The following is a 16,725-nucleotide window of genomic DNA, read 5'->3' on the forward strand; positions in this document are numbered from 1 at the left end:
AAAGCCGCCTCTCGATGTGCTCAGCCCAACGGGTTCCAGCGCTGGGACCAGTCATCGTCGGTCTTGATCACTTCGCGCAACAGGCCGAAGGCCTGTTGCAGGGTCGCCGAATCGCGGTCCCGGAGTAAACCAGGTAGGTCGGGTAACTGAACTCCGGAGCCTTGGCCACGGCTTCCAGCACGCCGCTTTCCAGGTAACTCTTGACCACGCGAGTACGGAAATAACCGCTGCCGCCATGCTCCAGCAGATACTGCAAGGCCAGGGGTCCGAGGTTGAAACCCAACGCAGCCTTGGCCTTTTCCGGCAGGGCGGCGTCGTGCTGACGACGGAAGTCCGGGCCCCAGTCGATGTACACGTAGGGGGCAGGTTTTGCGGCCAAACGCACGAGGATCAGTTTTTCTTCCAGCACCTGTTCCACTTGCAGGCGCGGCCAGTATTCCGGCTGGTAGACCAGCGCCGCGTCCAGTACGCCGAGTTCCAGTTGGCGCAGCAGGTTTTCGCCGTCACGGATATCCATGCGCAGGGCGTGACTGGGGATCTTCTCCCGCAACTCGGCGGCCCAACTGAGCATCAGCGGATTGCACAAACTGACTTCGCCACCGATGTGCAGCACGTCGCGGTAGCCTTCGGGCAGCGGCAGGTCGCGGCGGGCGGCCTCCCAGGTCTGCACCAGTTGATTGGCGTAGACCACGAAGGCTTCACCGTTTGCCGTCAGGCGGGCACCGGCGCGGTTACGCACGAACAGCGTGCTGCCCAATTGGCTTTCGAGCTTCTGTACCCGGGCGGTGATCGCGGTTTGGGTCACGTGGAGTTTTTCCGCGGCGGCGGCGAGGCTGCCGTGGCGGACGATTTCCAGGAAGGTGCGGGCGAGTTCGATGTCCATGGGGTGGCCGAAGCGGTAGGTGTCGGCATTGTAAGAGCAGCCATGGCGTTCGCCTATCGTTGTAGCAGCTGCCTCGCGGTGCTCGGCAGCTGCTACAAGGGATCTGTGGGCAGTCGACAGGGAGTGTTCAACTATCGGGCACGCTGACGCACTACACTGCAACCGTCTCCCGCCTCCAACGGACCACCCCATGACGGCAAAACCCGCAGCCAACATCCTCACCACCCCTGAAGGCCAGCGCTTGGCCGGCAGCGAGGCCCAGGACTGGCGCGAGTGGGGGCCCTACTTGAGCGAACGCCAATGGGGCACGGTACGCGAGGACTACAGCAGCGATGGTGATGCCTGGCGCTATTTCCCCCACGAACACGCCCGCAGCCGCGCCTATCGCTGGGGCGAGGATGGCCTCGCCGGGTTCAGCGACAAGGCCCAGCACTGGTGCCTTGGCCTGGGTTTATGGAACGAGCGCGACCCGATTCTCAAGGAACGTCTGTTCGGCCTGAACAACAGCGAAGGCAACCACGGCGAAGACGTCAAGGAGCTGTATTTCTTCGTCGACGGTGTGCCGAGCCATGCCTACATGCGCATGCTCTACAAATACCCGCAGGCCGAATTCCCCTATACCGACCTGGTGACCGAAAACGCCCGTCGTGGCCTGGCCGATGCCGAGTACGAAATCCTCGACACCGGTGTGTTCGAGGATGATCGCTATTTCGACGTCACCGTGGAGTACGCCAAGCACACCGCCGACGACATCTTCATGCGTGTCACGGTGCACAACCGTTCCGATCAACCGGCGCGCTTGCAGGTGTTGCCGCAGTTGTGGGCGCGCAACACCTGGAGCTGGATCGTCGGCGGGCAAAAGCCAAGCCTGACCCTTGACGGTAAACAGGTCATGGCCCGCCACCCTCTACTGCCTGATCGACAGGTCACGGCTTGGGGCGAGGCCGATTGCGAATGGCTGTTCTGCGAAAACGAAAGCAACTTCCCCAAGCTCGATGCTGTGCCGGCGAGCGGCCCGTTCAAGGACGGGATCAACGATTTCATTGTCGATGGTGCCGCCGACGCGGTGCGTCATGACAGCGGAACAAAGGTCGCCGCGCATTTCATCCTGACCTTCGACGCCGGCCAAAGTCGCAGCGTGTTCCTGCGTTTTGCCCCGGCCGGTTCCCCGCAAATCAACGCCCGGACCTTGTTCGAACGCCGCCGGGCCGAGGCCGATGGCTTCTACGCGGCCCTGCAAACCGAGATCAAGGACGCCGATGCGCGCAACGTTCAACGCCAGGCCCTGGCCGGGTTGCTCTGGTCGAAACAGCTGTATTACTTCGACGTCAATCAGTGGCTCGACGGCGATCCGACACAACCCGCGCCGCCGCCCGAACGCACGCACATTCGCAACACCCATTGGCGGCACCTGTCGAATTTCGACATCGTCTCGATGCCCGACACCTGGGAATACCCGTGGTACGCCTCGTGGGACCTGGGCTTTCAAGCGGTGGCGTTTGCGCTGATTGATCCGGGGTTCGCCAAACATCAATTGCTGTTGCTGGTCAAGGACCGCTTCATGCACCCCAACGGCCAGTTGCCGGCCTACGAATGGCGCTTTGACGACGCCAACCCGCCGGTGCATGCCTGGGCCTGTTGGCGGGTATATCAGCAGGACCGGGCGCTGACCGGCGTCGGTGATATGGATTTCCTTGAGCGAATCTTCCACAAGTTGCTGCTGAATTTTTCCTGGTGGGTCAACCGCAAGGACGCCGAGGGTCGCAACCTGTTCCAGGGTGGTTTTCTCGGGCTCGACAATATCGCGCTGTTCGACCGCTCGGCGCTGCTGCCACCCGGTTATCAACTCGATCAGGCCGACGGCACGGCGTGGGTCGCCGCCTATGCACTGGACCTGATGCGCATCGCCCTGGAACTGGCCAGGCGCAACAGCGTGTATGTCGACATCGCGGTGAAGTTCTTCGAGCACTTCCTCTACATCGCCGGGGCGATCAACAAAATCGACTCTGACGCCGAAGGCTTGTGGGACGAACAGGATCAGTTTTTCTACGACGTGCTGCACCGCCCCGACGGCGTTAACGAGCCGCTGCGGTTGCGCTCGATTGTTGGCCTGATGCCGCTGTTCGCCGTGCAGGTGCTGGAGCAGCACGAACACGAAGGCTTGCCGGGTTTGCGCGAGCGTTTGCTCGGGTTTATGCGCCATCGCCCGGACCTGGCCAGCCTGGTGTCGCGCTGGACCGAACCCGGTGAAGGCAATCGCATGTTGCTGGCGCTGTTGCGGGGTGAACGGACCAAGGACTTGCTCAAACGCATGCTCGACGAAAGCGAGTTTCTCTCGCCGTTCGGCATTCGGTCCCTGTCCAAGGCCTTCGCAGAGCAACCCTTCGGCATCCGCATAAACGGCGACAGTTTGTGCGCCCGTTATGAACCGGCGGAATCCGAGTCTCGGCTGTACGGCGGCAACTCCAACTGGCGCGGGCCGGTGTGGATGCCGATCAATTACATGCTGATCGAATCGCTGCGCGAGTTTCACCGTTACTACGACCAGAACTTCTCGGTGGAATACCCGACGGGCTCGGGGTTTCTGGCGACGCTGGAAGAGGTTGCGGACAGCTTGAGCCAGCGGCTGACCAGGCTGTTTCTAAGGGACGAAGAGGGCAATCGGCCGTCGATGGCTGCGTACGCGCAGTTGCAGGCTGACCCGGCGAGCCGCGATCTGGTGCTGTTCCATGAATATTTTCATGGCGAGACCGGGCGTGGGTTGGGGGCCAGCCATCAGACCGGGTGGAGTGCGTTGGTGGCGCTGCTTTTACAACCTTGAGACCGTATTATCGTTCATCGCGAGCAGGCTCGCTCCCACAGAGTTTTGCGTTGCCTGCACAGATTGTGTGAACACCACAAATCCAATGTGGGAGCGGGCTTGCTCGCGAAGAGGCCCTTAAAGGCGCCGAAAAATCACCCGGCCAACTCAACCTCCCGAACCACCGCCCACTGCGCCACCAACCGCGACGGCGTCCCACACGCCTTGCGCTTGAATACAAAGTTGCGGCATTTCTCAGCAAACTGCTGGCGGTTCTGCACCATGTCCAGGTGCATCTCTTCCAGCTCCGCATTCCGGCAATGCTGCATCAGTTGCGTATCGAGCCGGCCCTTGCGCGCGCGAACCTCGGCATACGCCGGATCGCTCAATGCCCCGTTAGCCCGCTGCAACAACCACAGGCCGAACTCGTCCGGACACCTCGGACCGATTTCCTGAACCATGCCCATTTGCAACGCCTGGGTCGCGCTCACTGGCAGGCATTCCGCGCTGAGCTTTTGCGCCATGGCCTGGCCCACGGCGCGGGGCAGGCTGTAGGTCCAGTATTCGGAGCCGTACAAACCCATGGTTTTGTAGTGCGGGTTGAGCACGATTTCGGCGCGGGCGAAGACAATGTCGGCGGCCAACCCCAGCATCACACCACCGGCTCCGGCGCTGCCGGTCAGGCCGCTGATCACCAGTTGCCGGGCCATGAGCAGTTCCTGGCAGACATCATCGATCGCCTGAATATTCGCCCAGGCTTCCAGCCCCGGCACGTCGGCCGCCTGAATCACATTCAAGTGCACGCCATTGGAAAAACTGCCGCGCCCGCCCTTGATCAGCAACACCCGCGTGTCCCGAGTCTTGGCCCAGCGCAGCGCCTCCACCAGCCGCTGGCACTGCTCGGTACTCATGGCGCCGTTGTAGAACTCGAAGGTCAGCTCGCCGACCTGCCCGGATTCGCGATAGCTGATCGGTTGATAGGCTTCGATGTTGAAAGGGGTGGACGCAATCGACCAGTCGAGGCTCGGCACTTCCCGCAGTTGCTGCGCGAGCACATGCCGAGCCGGGCGCTTGAAGGTTTCTTCGCCAGGCAGCGGCTTGCGGCGCAGCGAGCCGATCCACAGGCTGGCATCACCGGTCGCCACCAGCACCGCGTCGTCATGCACCGCGAGAATTTCCCCCGGTGTCCCGCTGCGCGCATCCAGATGGGCGTCATACAGGTAGTACTGACCGCCGGCCAGGCTGGCCAGCACACCCGGTTGACCGTCCGCGGCGTCGATGCGGCGTTTGATAAAGCGCGAGCAGTCGTGCCAGCTAAAGGTGCGATCGGCCTGTTTCATGTTCGGCTGCAAGCGACCGCGCACTGGGTGTCGGGTGTCATCCAGCGGCACCGGTACGAATCCGGCGATGAACTTTTCCACTACTTCGCGGATGCACAGGATCGCGGCATCGCTGACCCGTCCGTTGTACAACTCGGATTTACGCAGGCCTTGGGGCAGGTTGAATTCGCACGTGGCCCAGACCGGCCCAGCGTCCATTTCTTCAACGGCCTGCAGCGCGGTGACGCCCCAGCGTTCCAGCTCATGGGTGATCGCCCAGTCCAGGGCGCTGGCGCCGCGATCGCCGACAATCCCGGGTGAATGATCACTACCGGGCGCCGGGCATTGCTCCATAACTGTTGTGGCACCCGGTCCTTGATAAACGGGCAGATCACCAGATCCGCGTCGCAGCGTTCGATCTGTTCGCACACCGCGTCTTCGTCGGTAAACAGCACCACGCTGGGCGAGTGACCGGCCTGACGCAACGCCAGCCAGGCCCGTTGGGTCAGGCCGTTGAACGCCGATGCCAGCACAATGATCTTCAGTGAACGCATGATTGCCTCTTCCTTGAGAATGGTCAGCCGCGGCTCCCAATGAGCCGTCCCTGGCTTTCGATGGAAGCGCGATAGTAGTGACTGGAGGCGGTGGGACAACTGACCGGGATCAACGCTTGTGTCAGCGAGTGTTTGATCCCGACGAGGTGGTCGAGGCGGGGCAGAGTCTGCTTTTTGATGAGCAAAACATTCTCGCGCTGGCGCGTCCCAAGGGGCATGAGATTGCACGTATCACAGCGCGTATTGGGTCAGCATCGAGGGGCGTTAAGATCAAAAGATCGCAGCCTTCGGCAGCTCCTACATGGGAATGCGATTTCCTGTAGGAGCTGCCGAAGGCTGCGATCTTTGATCTTCCGGCGTCTGGTTATAAACCCATAACTTCTTGGCCTAATTCGCGAGCGGGCTCGCTCCCACATTGGATCTTTGTGATGTTGATGACGGTGTTTCAGACGAAAACGATTTCATACGGCAAGCGAATCCGCTCCAGCAGCACCCGGGGCAACAGTGGTGCGATGCCGATGGCCGGTTCGCCGTCGAGTTGGCTGGCGTAGGCGTGGGTCGCGTGGCTTTTGCGGGCGACGGTCCAGGTGTCGAGCCGCATCTTGCGGGCCCGGTGCCAGGGGATCAGCCCTTGGTCGCGGTTGGACCAGTGCCAGGCCCAGACCGGCATTTCGTTGAACGCCACCCCCGCAATTGCCGCCGCCCTGGCCGTGGCCCGGCCGACGGCGTCATGGTCATCGTTGCCGTCTTCGCGCCAGGTGCTGAACAGCACATCGCCAGGTCGCAGGTAGCGCGCAATGTAGTGCGCCAATTGTTGTTCGCGTTCGGCCAGCGCGTTATCAGCGAAGCCGCCGCGAATCCATTTCAGGCTGTGCATCGGCAGCCCGAGGCGGCGCAAGGCTTCGACACTTTCCTGAGGGCGGAACACGCTCAAGCGTTTCTCCGACCACTGCTGCGAGCCTGGATGGCTGGCGCTGCCGTCGGTAATCGAGATCAATTGCAGGGGATGGCCGAGGGTGGACAATAATTGCAGCAAGCCGCCGCACATGACCACTTCGTCGCCGGGATGCGGGGCGACCACCACGGCGCGTGCGCCTTCGGGGACCAGGGACTGGGTGTTGATGACCGGGATGTTGTCCAGTTGCGCTGCGTTGTTCCAGATCTGTGCAGGGGCGCTGCTTTCGCTGATGAAGACCGATTTCATGGGGTCACGTCCTTGTTCTGTCTCGCCCTCAGTCGTGCACAACGCTTGTTGATCAAGCCTGGCAGACCCGTGAAGGCTGGTTGATGGCAAACTGCTGCGCTCCGAACCCTGGATTGCAGCGACCAGAGTATTGCTCATGCAGCGCTATTCGTCGCCTCGCTGTTTCATCTGATCCGGTTTTTTTAATCAAACTGTACCCTGTTCCGCAAAAAACCACCGAAACCACCCCGTACCCGACTGCCCAGACGGCCGCTGGTCAGCGCTCGCAGCCCATGGCTCCAGGTGATGTTCGCGCCACAACGTTCCAGTTGCCGGACCTGTGCACCGGGTCACTGTCGACAATCGTCGAGGAGCGGTCGTGGCCAGCGACCTCGGCCAGCCGCTGAAAGCGTTCCAGCGTCTGGCCGTTGCCCGGCAGCGGCAGTTGATCGAAACCAGCCTCCACCAACGCCCGCAAGCAGCGGCCCAGAGCCTGAGTGTCGGCGTAATGCGCTGGCGATTGTTGGAGAAACGCTTGAAGGTCCATTTCACTCATCTTCCTCATGCTGCAATTCGAACAGCAGCAGCGAGCGGCCGGTGACCGAATATTCATGGCCGAACTCAAAGCGCTCCTGACCGCGGATCGACGGTTGATTGGTGTCGATCATGCAGGTCCAGAAACCGCCGTCCGGCACTTCCGGCAAGGTGAAATTGACGATGTCATGGTGCGCGTTGACCACCAGCAGCAGGGTCGCATCGCCACCCTTGCGGCGGATGCCGGTTTCCTGAGCGCGACCATCGAGCAGCATGCCCAGGCAACGACCGTGGGCTTCCTGCCATTGTTCGGTGGACATCTCGCTGCCATCCGGGGCCAGCCAGGTGACGTCCTTGACGCCGATGTCCTCGTTGTAATTGCCCACCAGGAACCGTCCGCGCCGCAGGATCGGGTAGGCCAGGCGCAACTTGATCAGGCGTTTGACGAACTTGAGCAACGCCTTGCCGTCGTCGCTCAGGTCCCAGTTGACCCAACCGATGTCGCTGTCCTGGCAATAGGCGTTGTTGTTACCGTCCTGGGTCCGCGCGAATTCGTCGCCGGCCACCAGCATCGGTGTGCCTTGGGACAGCAGCAGCGTGGCGAAGAAGTTGCGCATCTGCCGCTGGCGCAGTGCGTTGATTTGCGGATCATCAGTCGGGCCTTCGACGCCGTGGTTCCAGGACAGGTTGTTGTTGCTGCCGTCCTGGTTGTTTTCGTCGTTGGCTTCGTTGTGTTTGTCGTTGTACGACACCAGGTCGTTGAGGGTGAAACCGTCATGGGCGGTGATGAAGTTCAATGACGAATACGGACGCCGTCCGCGCTGGTTGAACATTTCGCCAGAGGCGGTCATGCGGCTGGCGAAGTCCGCCAATTGGCCGTCATCACCTTTCCAGAAGGCGCGCACGGTGTCGCGGAACTTGTCGTTCCACTCGACCCAACCCGGTGGAAAGCCACCGACCTGATAGCCGCCGGGGCCGCAGTCCCAGGGCTCGGCAATCATTTTCACCTGACGCAATACCGGGTCCTGGCGACAGGCAACGAGGAAGCTGTGACGCTCGTCGAAGCCGTCGTGGTAACGCCCGAGAATGGTCGCCAAGTCGAAGCGGAAACCGTCCACGTGCATCTCCGTGGCCCAGTAGCGCAGCGAGTCGGTGACCATTTGCAGCACGCACGGGTGACTCAAATCCAGGGTGTTGCCGGTGCCGGAATCGTTGATGTAGAAGCGCTTGTCGTCGGGCATCAAGCGGTAGTAGGAGGCGTTGTCGATACCGCGCATCGACAGCGTCGGGCCTTGTTCGTTGCCCTCGGCGGTGTGGTTGTAGACCACGTCGAGGATCACTTCCAGATTCGCTTCGTGCAGGTGCGCGACCATCTCCTTGAACTCGGCGATCTTGCCGCTGGCCAAGTAGCGTGGGTCGGGGGCGAAGAAGGCGATGCTGTTGTAGCCCCAGTAATTGGTCATGCCTTTGTGCAACAGGTGCTGGTCGTTGACGAACGCGTGGATCGGCAGTAATTCCACGGTCGACACGCCGAGCTTGCGGATGTGTTCCAGCACATCATCGACCATCAACCCGGCGAAGGTGCCACGCACATTCTCGGGGACGGAGGGATGACGCATGCTGAATCCGCGCACGTGAGTCTCATAAATGATCGTTTTGTCCCACGGCACACTGACCCGATGATCGTGGCCCCAGGTGTGGGCCGGGTCGATGACTTTGCATTTGGGCACAAACGGTGCGCTGTCCCGTTCATCGAAACTGAGGTCGGCGTCGGGGTGGCCGATGGTGTAGCCGAACAGCGCTTCGGACCATTTCAGTTGGCCGACCAATTGTTTGGCGTAGGGGTCGATCAGCAATTTGTTGTGGTTGAAGCGATGGCCGTTGGCCGGGTCATACGCGCCGTAGACCCGGTAGCCGTAGATCAGCCCCGGATGCGCGTCCGGCAGGTAGCCGTGGTAGATCTCGTCGGTGTATTCCGGCAGTTCGATGCGTTCCAGTTCCACTTCGCCGGCATCGTCGAAGATGCACAGCTCGACCTTGGTGGCGTTGGCGGAAAACAGTGCGAAGTTGACCCCCAGGCCATCCCAGGTCGCGCCCAGCGGGAAGGGCAAGCCTTCACGGATTCGCGAGGCCTCGGCGTGAGGTTCTGGCGCGGCTTTCTTGGGACTGGTCATAGATGCTCCTGCAAATGGGTGATGCAAACGGTGTAATACCGCTCGGTCATATTGGGTAGGAGCTGCCGAAGGCTCGGGCCGCGTTCGGACGATCTTTTGATCTTGCTTAAAAAGTCAAAAGATCGCAGCCTGCGGCAGCTCCTACAGGGGAACGGCGGCGTTCCGATTTTTTCAGGGCAAGCGCGCCCACGGTGGCGAGCGGGCTCGCCACGAGTTCAATCAGCACAAGGCGTTAAGCGTCAGACCGCGGGCGGTTTTTTCGCGGTGCGCGGTTTCTTCTCGGCGGCTTTTTCGCCCGGCGGCGTTACTTTCGCCGCCGCTGCGCCAGGTTTGGCTTTGGTTTTAGCCGCCGCTGCGGTGGCTTTGCTATCGAGCTTGCCGTTGAGTTTGCTGTCGGTTTTGGCGGCGGCAGGTTTGGCTGCGGAGGTTTTGCCCGCGGCAGCTTTTGGCGACTTCCTGGGCGCCAGGGCTTCAGCTTCGGCCAGTTTGCGCGCCATCTCCCAATGGCGGCTTTCCTCGCCAACGGGCTTGCCTTCCGATTCCCAGATTTGATAGGCGAACTCGCGGATGCGTTTATCGTCGGTGCTCATCGCAATGCTCCTGAACTGAACTCAAGTTTGGATAGTTTGGATAAAGAGATTGACCGGGAAATCCCCCAGCGCGGCGCTGATGTTAAGCGCCCTGTTTTTTGTGACTGCTGTGTTTGAAAAAAGTCCCTTCAGGTTTTCGCCTGGGGCGGCGAACGGTAATTGGACCCGCGTATCGCCCCACAGCAGCGCGTCGACCTGAGGTTCGGCACTGTTTTCCAGCAACCCGGCACACCGTATCGGTACGATCACGATGGCGCGTTTTCCTGCCCGCGAGCGGGTAAACGCCAGCACTCGATGCGCCTCGCTGCCGAGGACTTCAAGGGCTTGATACGGCCCTTGGCGAAACAGCTCGGCATGCTCGGCGCGCAGGTTCAACGTAGCGGCGATCAAGCGTTGCTTGATGCGCCCGTCACGCCAGTTCGCCAACAGCCCGGCAAGTCCGGTGACGCTTGCAGGGACTGCTGACGACTGACGTAATCCACCGGCCGGCGGTTGTCCGGATCGACCAGGGTAAAGTCCCAAAAGTCGTCGCCCTGATAGAGATCCGGCACCCCAGGCACGGTCATGCGCAGCAAGGTTTGCGCCAAACCATTCAACGCGCCCGGCGCGGCAATCGCCTGGGCGGCTTCACCGAGGGCCGAACGCAACGGCTGGCCTTCGGGGCTGAGCAACAGACGATTGAGGAAGGCCTCACAGGTCTGTTCGTAAGCGTCGTTCGGCGCGCTCCAGCTGCTTTGCAACTTGGCCTCGCGCAGGGCTTTTTGCTGCCATTGCCACAGGCGTTCAGCGTAGCCCGCCAGCGCCGTTTGATCGTCGCTGCGCAAGGTCAACGGCCAACTGCCGAGGATTGCCTGATAGAGAATCAACTCGTCGCCCGCCGAAGGCGCGCTGTCGTCGGTGCGCAGTTCGCGGGCCAGGGTTCGCCAGTGTTCGACCTGTTCGACATACCAGCCGCTGCGTTCGCTCAACACCGCGAGCCGAGCGCGGGTGTCTTCGCCGCGCTTGTGGTCGTGGGTCGCGGTGGCCAGCAAATTGTTGGGGAAGGCTTCGAAGCGTTGCAGGCAGGCTTGGTGAAAGTCACTGACCGGCGCACTGAACTGTTCGGTGCTGAACCCCACGTCATTGCGCGACAGCAACACCGCCGAGCGATAGAACGCGGTGTCTTCCACGGCCTTGGCCGCAGCAGGAGACGTCAGTTGCTGGAAACGCACGCAAGCGTGTTTGAGGATCTTGCGTTGACGACCCACCGGGCGTTTGCGCCAGGGCTCGCCGCCGAGCCAGCCGGCCAGGCAATCGAGCACCGGCCAGTCGGCCTCGCCCAGGGTCTGGCGCGCACCGTCCATGGCTTGCCGAAAAAAACATCGTCTTCAGCGCAGCGGCCACGAGGGCTGATATAGGTTCGGTACACCGGGAAGTGCACGATCAATTCCTGCAACGCCCGGCGAATCGCGCCGAGGGTCAGGTCGCGGCTCATCAGGTCATCCCGGGCCACTTGCAGCAAGGCCTGGGCGACGCTTTCGAAATCCCCGGCCAGCGAACCGTTGAGGATTTGCTGGCGCGCCAATCGCGCTTCCTGGATGAACTCGGCGGGCCGTTCGCTGTGGCGGCTCCACAGCTCACCCAAGGTTTGGGCACCGGCCGGATCATGTTGCAGCAGCGACAACTGGTTCATGAATTCGTAACCGGTGGTGCCATCCACCGACCAGTCGCGGTGCAGGGTTTCGCCTTCGCCGAGGATCTTCTCGACGTAGATCGGCAAGTGCCGTTGCGGTGACAGACTGTCGACCCGACGACGCAGTTTGCGGCAATAACCCCGTGGGTCGGCGAGGCCGTCGATATGGTCGATGCGTAAACCGTCCACCAGGCCTTCGGCAATCAGCTCGAAAATTTTTGCGTGGGTGGCTTCAAACACCGCCGGGCGCTCGACGCGCAAACCGCCGAGTTCATTGACATCGAAAAAGCGCCGCCAGTTGATGTCATCCGCCGCCGTGCGCCAACTGGCCAGGCGATAACTCTGGCGCTCCAGCAGGTTGTGCAGGTTCTGGAAACCGTCCGGGGTGAGCGAGTCATAGGCGCCAAGCTGCTGCTCGATGGCGTGCTGTATCGCCGGGTCGGCGGTCAGTTCACGCAGCTCTTCTTGCAGGGGAATCGCCAGGCTGTGGGCGTCGGTCTGGTAGCTCAGGGCGGTGAAGCGGTCGGCGAGAAACTTCAGCTGCTCGGTCTGTTCGGCATTGAGGCGCTCGTCAGGCTTGAGCAGTTCGCCGTAGTGAGTCGGGCAAATTGGAAAGTGATGGTCGTAGTGCTCGACATAAAACGCGCCGTGTCCGGCATCGAAGCGCAGGGGCAGCGTGCCGTCCTGCAACGCGACGCCGTAGTCGCTACCCAGGAATGGCAGCAGTAACTGGCCTTCCATCAGTGGGTCGGGTGAATGCCACTGGATGTCGAAAAACTCGCCGTAGGGACTCAGGCGTCCCCATTCCAGCAAGTCCAGCCACCACGGGTTGTCACTGCCGCCGACGGCCATGTGGTTGGAGACGATGTCGAGGATCAGGCCCATCTGTTGCTGGCGCAGCGCATCGACCAGCCGCCGCAATGCCGCTTCACCGCCCAGCTCCGGGTTGACGCTAGTCGGGTCCACCACGTCGTAGCCGTGCATGGACCCGGCCCGGCGCTGAGCAGCGGCGAGGCGTAGACATGGCTGATGCCCAGGCTGGCAAAGTACGGCACCAGTGGCACCGCGTCGTCGAGGCTGAAGCCTTTATGAAATTGCAGCCGCAGGGTCGCCCGCAGCGGTTGGATAAGCGCTTGATTCATTGGTCACGCTCACCCGCCTGAAGTCGCGCGCAGGCGAGCAGTTCAAGGCGGCGGGCGGCGTCCGGGTCATCGAGCAAGGCTTCGCTGTTACCGGACAGGCGCCGCGACCAGTTGGGGTGCGTGTCGGTGGTGCCGGGCAGGTTGGCTTGCTGCTCAATGCCGAGGGCATCTTCCAGCGGCAGCAACACCAGCGGCGCCCGGTATGGCCAAGGAAGCGAATCGCGGCGTCGAGCACCTGATCGGTTTCGTGGTGTTCTTCACGGAAATTCTGCGGGTCTTCGCTCAACACCCGGCGCAAGCCTTCGCGCTCGCGTTCGCGGTGCTGCCGCCACTCGATCTCACTGTTGGCGTCGATCAGGCCCAGCCGGGAATTCCAGTCGATATCGTGACCGTGCCACCAGCCGTTGATGGTGGGCAGATCGTGGGTGCTGGTGGTCGCCAAAGCGTTGTCCGGCCAGTCGAGGATCGGCTTGAAATGGGTGTTGTCCTGTTCAAACAGCAACACACGCATGCCGAGGATCGCGCGGGCGATGAGTTTTTCCCGCAGGCCGTCGGCCACCGTGCCGAGGTCTTCGCCGAGGACAATCGCCTGATGCCGATGGGATTCGAGGGTCAGCAAGCGCAGCAAGTCGTCCACCGGGTAATACAGATAAGCGCCGTCGGCCGGCGGCGCACCGTTTGGGATCACCCACAGTCGTTGGAGGCCCATCACGTGGTCGATCCGCAGACCTCCGGCGTGGGCGAAATTGGCGCGCAGCATTTCGATGAAGGCGCGAAAGCCGTTGCGCACCAAGCCTTCCGGGGAAAACGCGGAAATCCCCCAGCCCTGGCCGGAACGGTTGAGGATGTCCGGTGGCGCGCCCACGGTCAGCGACGCGAGCAGTTCGTCCTGACGGCTCCAGGCCTGGCTACCACCGCCGTCGGCGCCGACCGCCAAGTCCGCCACCAGCCCGATGCCCATGCCCGCGCTGACAGCCGCGGCTTGGGCCCGTGCCAGGCAGCGGTCGATCAGCCATTGGCAGAAGGCGAAGAAGCCGATGCGTGCGGCGTTTTCCTCGGCAAAGTCGGCGAGGGCAACGCTGCGCGGGTCTTGCCATTGTTCGGGCCAGTGGCGCCAGTCCAGATCTTCACCGCGGGCGGCGCGGGCCTCTTGTATGGCTTCGAAACGGCAGTGGTTTTCCAGGGCTTCGCCGCCGGTATGACGAAAACTGCTGAAGTCTTCGTGCAGCGGGTGTTCGCCCTGGACGAAACCTTCGTAGAGCGCTTGCAGCAACTGATGTTTGACTTCGGCAGCGACCGGCCAGTCGATCAGGGGCAGGGCTTCCAGGTGTTGCAGTTGTTCGGCCAGCCCGGTGGCGTCAATCGCATCGCGCAAGGCGCGTTCACCGAGGATCGCACCCGGTGCGGCGTAGAGGCTGTTGAGGAACAAACGGCTGGACGGTGAATACGGGCTGTAGCGGTGGGTGTCGCTGCTGAACATCGCGTGCATCGGGCTGATCGCCAGTGCCTCGGCACCGCGTTCGCCGGCCACCGGGCCAGGTCTTCAAGGGCTTGGGTATCACCGAAGCCACCATCGCCGGGACGACGCAACGAATACAACTGCACGCTCAGCCCCCAGGTGCGCGGGATCGGGCTGTCGACCGCATCGCCGACGCTGTAGCAGCGCTCGGGGGCCACGGCCAGGGTGAAGGATTGCCCGTCGATGCTGACGTGTTGATAGCCGACCGGGATCAAGCCCGGCAGGATCGCTTCGGCGTCGAGTTTCAGGTGCAGGCGTGAACCGTCTTCGAGATGGATTTCGCACAGTGTTTCAGGTTCGAAATAGCGCGCCAGGTCGAGGCCAGTACCGATCTCGGCGGTGATCAGCGGCGGCAGGAAACGGGTCTGTCGCACCCGCTGCAATTGCAGCAGGCTGGCGTCGATTTCCTGAGCGCTGCCGGCCGGATGACCGAGCCCGGTCAGTACCGCGCGCAGCACCGAGGGGGCGACTTTTTGCGCACGACCGTTGGCGTCGATCCAGTCGACCGCCAGGCCAGCACGGCTGGCCAGTATTTCCAATTGCGCATCGCTCATAGGCGCTCTCCATCCGGGGGTAGCAAAGGGGTTGCGGCCGTGAGGCTGACTAGGGCGCTATACGGTGCGAGGTGGCTCTGGTGCAACAGGTCGGACGCGGGTGGGTGTTCGAACAGCAGCAACGCATCGGCCTGTGAGGGGTGGACCACAGGCGCAGCGCTGAGGTTCAGGTCGATGCGCAGCAGACTGCCGTCGCCCAGGCGCCAGCGCGCCGTCACCGCCGCTTTGGCCAGCACCTCTGCGCCCAAGGCTTGAGCGCCGGGCAAGTGCGGCGAGATGTGCCGGTGACGCAGTTGCAGCAATTGCCGGTAAAGGTTGTGCATCGCCTGCTGCGCCGGGTCGCCAGCGTGCCTGGGCTGCGACGCTTCGAAGGTCTGCGGCGCATTCGGGTCGGGGATCTGTTCGCGTTTGACCGGATCTTTGAAGGCGCTGAATGCGGCGAATTCGCTGCGTCGACCTTCGCGCACCAATCCGGCCAGTTCGCCGTGGTGACTGGTGAAAAACAGGAAAGGCTGCTCGGCGGCGAACTCGTCGCCCATGAACATCAGCGGAATCATCGGCGACAACAGCAGCAACGCGGTGGCGGCTTTCAATGCCTGGGGCTGCGCCAGTTGATGCAGTCGTTCGCCAAAGGCGCGATTGCCGATCTGGTCGTGGTTTTGCAGAAACAGCACAAACGCGCTCGGCGGCAAGTGGCCGCTGGGCTCGCCGCGCGGCGTGCTGTGGCGGGTGATGTGGCCCTGGAACACGAAGCCCTGGCTGAGGCAGCGCGCCAGTTGTTCGGTAGGGTTTTGCGCATAGTCGGCGTAATAGGCGTCGGTTTCGCCGGTCAGTAGAACGTGCAGGGCGTTGTGGCCGTCGTCGTTCCACTGCGCATCGAAACCTTGCTCCAGCAGACTGGCCTGGTTGTGTTCGTTTTCCACGGTCAGCCACACGTGCCGGCCCGGATCAGTCTGGCGGCGCACCCGTTGCGCCAGTTCTTGCACAAAGTCCGGGTCTTCGATGGCGTGCACCGCGTCCAGGCGCAAGCCGTCGAAGCGGTATTCCAGCAACCACATCAGCGCGTTGTCGATAAAGAAGTCCCGCACCTCGCGGCGCCGGAAGTCGATGGCCGCGCCCCACGGGGTGTGTTTGTCCTCGCGGAAAAAACCCTTGGCGTAGCGATGCAGGTAATTGCCGTCGGGGCCGAAGTGGTTGTAGACCACGTCCAGAATCACCGCGAGGCCATGACCGTGGGCCGTGTCGATCAGGTGTTTGAGTTGTTCGGGGGAGCCGTAGGAGGCTTGGGGCGCGTAGGGTAGAACCCCGTCGTAGCCCCAATTGCGCTCACCGGGAAATTGCCCCAGGGGCATCAGCTCGATCGCGGTGATGCCCAGTTGGACGAGGCGCGTCAGGTGTTGTTCTACTTCACTGAAACCGCCGAGGGCACCGACGTGCAGTTCGTAGATCACCGCTTCATTCCACGGCCGACCTTGCCAGGCACAGTGCTGCCAGTGGTAGGCGAGGGGTCGACCACCACGCTATGGCGGTCGAGGTCCCCGGCCTGGGCACGGGAGGCCGGGTCGGGCACCTCCAGTTCACCATCGATGTTGTAGCGGTAACGCGTGCCGGCCGGGCACCGGGTCTTGATCACGAACCAGCCGTCGGCCTGGGGCAGCAAAGGCAAGGATTGCCCGTTTTCCAGTTCGACGCTGACGTAAAACGCATCTGGCGCCCACAAGGCAAAACGCGTGTGTTCTGCGTCCAGCATGATTGCGCCGTGGGGCCAGGTCTCAAGGGTCCGTAACGGCATCGTTGAAAA

The 16,725-nt window shown here is 62.3% G+C and carries 4 protein-coding genes and 6 pseudogenes; 1 reads left to right on the forward strand and 9 read right to left on the reverse strand.

Annotated features, from left to right (window positions below):
- Window positions 1-20 precede the first annotated feature (20 nt).
- Window positions 21-883: pseudogene (locus JFV26_RS31775) on the reverse strand (LysR family transcriptional regulator).
- Window positions 884-1,073: 190 nt separating this feature from the next.
- Between JFV26_RS31775 and JFV26_RS31780 the strand changes: the two are divergent.
- Window positions 1,074-3,704: an MGH1-like glycoside hydrolase domain-containing protein gene (locus tag JFV26_RS31780; RefSeq protein ID WP_201197502.1), complete on the forward strand. Its 2,631-nt coding sequence runs from the start codon at window positions 1,074-1,076 to the stop codon at window positions 3,702-3,704.
- Between the two features lie 134 nt (window positions 3,705-3,838).
- On the opposite strand, the pseudogene JFV26_RS31785 reads toward JFV26_RS31780, so the two are convergent.
- From JFV26_RS31785 to treZ, 8 genes and pseudogenes are all read right to left on the reverse strand, one after another.
- Window positions 3,839-5,556 (reverse strand): annotated as a pseudogene (locus tag JFV26_RS31785) (hydrogenase maturation protein).
- Between the two features lie 445 nt (window positions 5,557-6,001).
- Window positions 6,002-6,760 (reverse strand): PIG-L deacetylase family protein, encoded by a 759-nt coding sequence (locus JFV26_RS31790; protein ID WP_201197503.1) that lies wholly within the window; start codon window positions 6,758-6,760, stop codon window positions 6,002-6,004.
- 355 nt (window positions 6,761-7,115) lie between these two features.
- Window positions 7,116-7,286, reverse strand: a pseudogene (locus tag JFV26_RS31795) (acyl-CoA dehydrogenase); the annotation flags it as partial.
- A 1-nt stretch (window position 7,287) separates the two neighbouring features.
- The gene (gene glgX, locus JFV26_RS31800; RefSeq protein ID WP_201197504.1) at window positions 7,288-9,447 is read right to left on the reverse strand and encodes a glycogen debranching protein GlgX; all 2,160 of its coding nucleotides are present in this window, start codon (window positions 9,445-9,447) and stop codon (window positions 7,288-7,290) included.
- Between the two features lie 239 nt (window positions 9,448-9,686).
- A complete protein-coding gene (locus JFV26_RS31805) occupies window positions 9,687-10,037 on the reverse strand; it encodes a DUF2934 domain-containing protein (protein WP_201197505.1) in 351 nt (116 codons plus the stop codon).
- A gap of 21 nt (window positions 10,038-10,058) precedes the next feature.
- Window positions 10,059-12,851: pseudogene (locus tag JFV26_RS31810) on the reverse strand (malto-oligosyltrehalose synthase).
- Window positions 12,848-14,924 (reverse strand): annotated as a pseudogene (gene malQ / locus JFV26_RS31815) (4-alpha-glucanotransferase). Before malQ ends, JFV26_RS31810 begins: the two co-directional pseudogenes overlap by 4 nt.
- Window positions 14,921-16,716, reverse strand: a pseudogene (gene treZ / locus JFV26_RS31820) (malto-oligosyltrehalose trehalohydrolase). The pseudogenes malQ and treZ overlap by 4 nt, the downstream one beginning before the upstream one ends.
- Window positions 16,717-16,725: the final 9 nt, after the last annotated feature.

The sequence above is a fragment of the Pseudomonas sp. TH31 genome (assembly GCF_016650815.1).
Classification (GTDB): Bacteria; Pseudomonadota; Gammaproteobacteria; order Pseudomonadales; family Pseudomonadaceae; genus Aquipseudomonas.

Excerpts from the sequence above, each read along its gene's own strand:
- JFV26_RS31780 (WP_201197502.1), top strand. The coding sequence starts at position 1,074 with ATGACGGCAAAACCCGCAGCCAACATCCTCACCACCCCTGAAGGCCAG.
- JFV26_RS31805 (WP_201197505.1), bottom strand. The coding sequence starts at position 10,037 with ATGAGCACCGACGATAAACGCATCCGCGAGTTCGCCTATCAAATCTGG.
- JFV26_RS31790 (WP_201197503.1), bottom strand. The coding sequence starts at position 6,760 with ATGAAATCGGTCTTCATCAGCGAAAGCAGCGCCCCTGCACAGATCTGG.
- glgX (WP_201197504.1), bottom strand. The coding sequence starts at position 9,447 with ATGACCAGTCCCAAGAAAGCCGCGCCAGAACCTCACGCCGAGGCCTCG.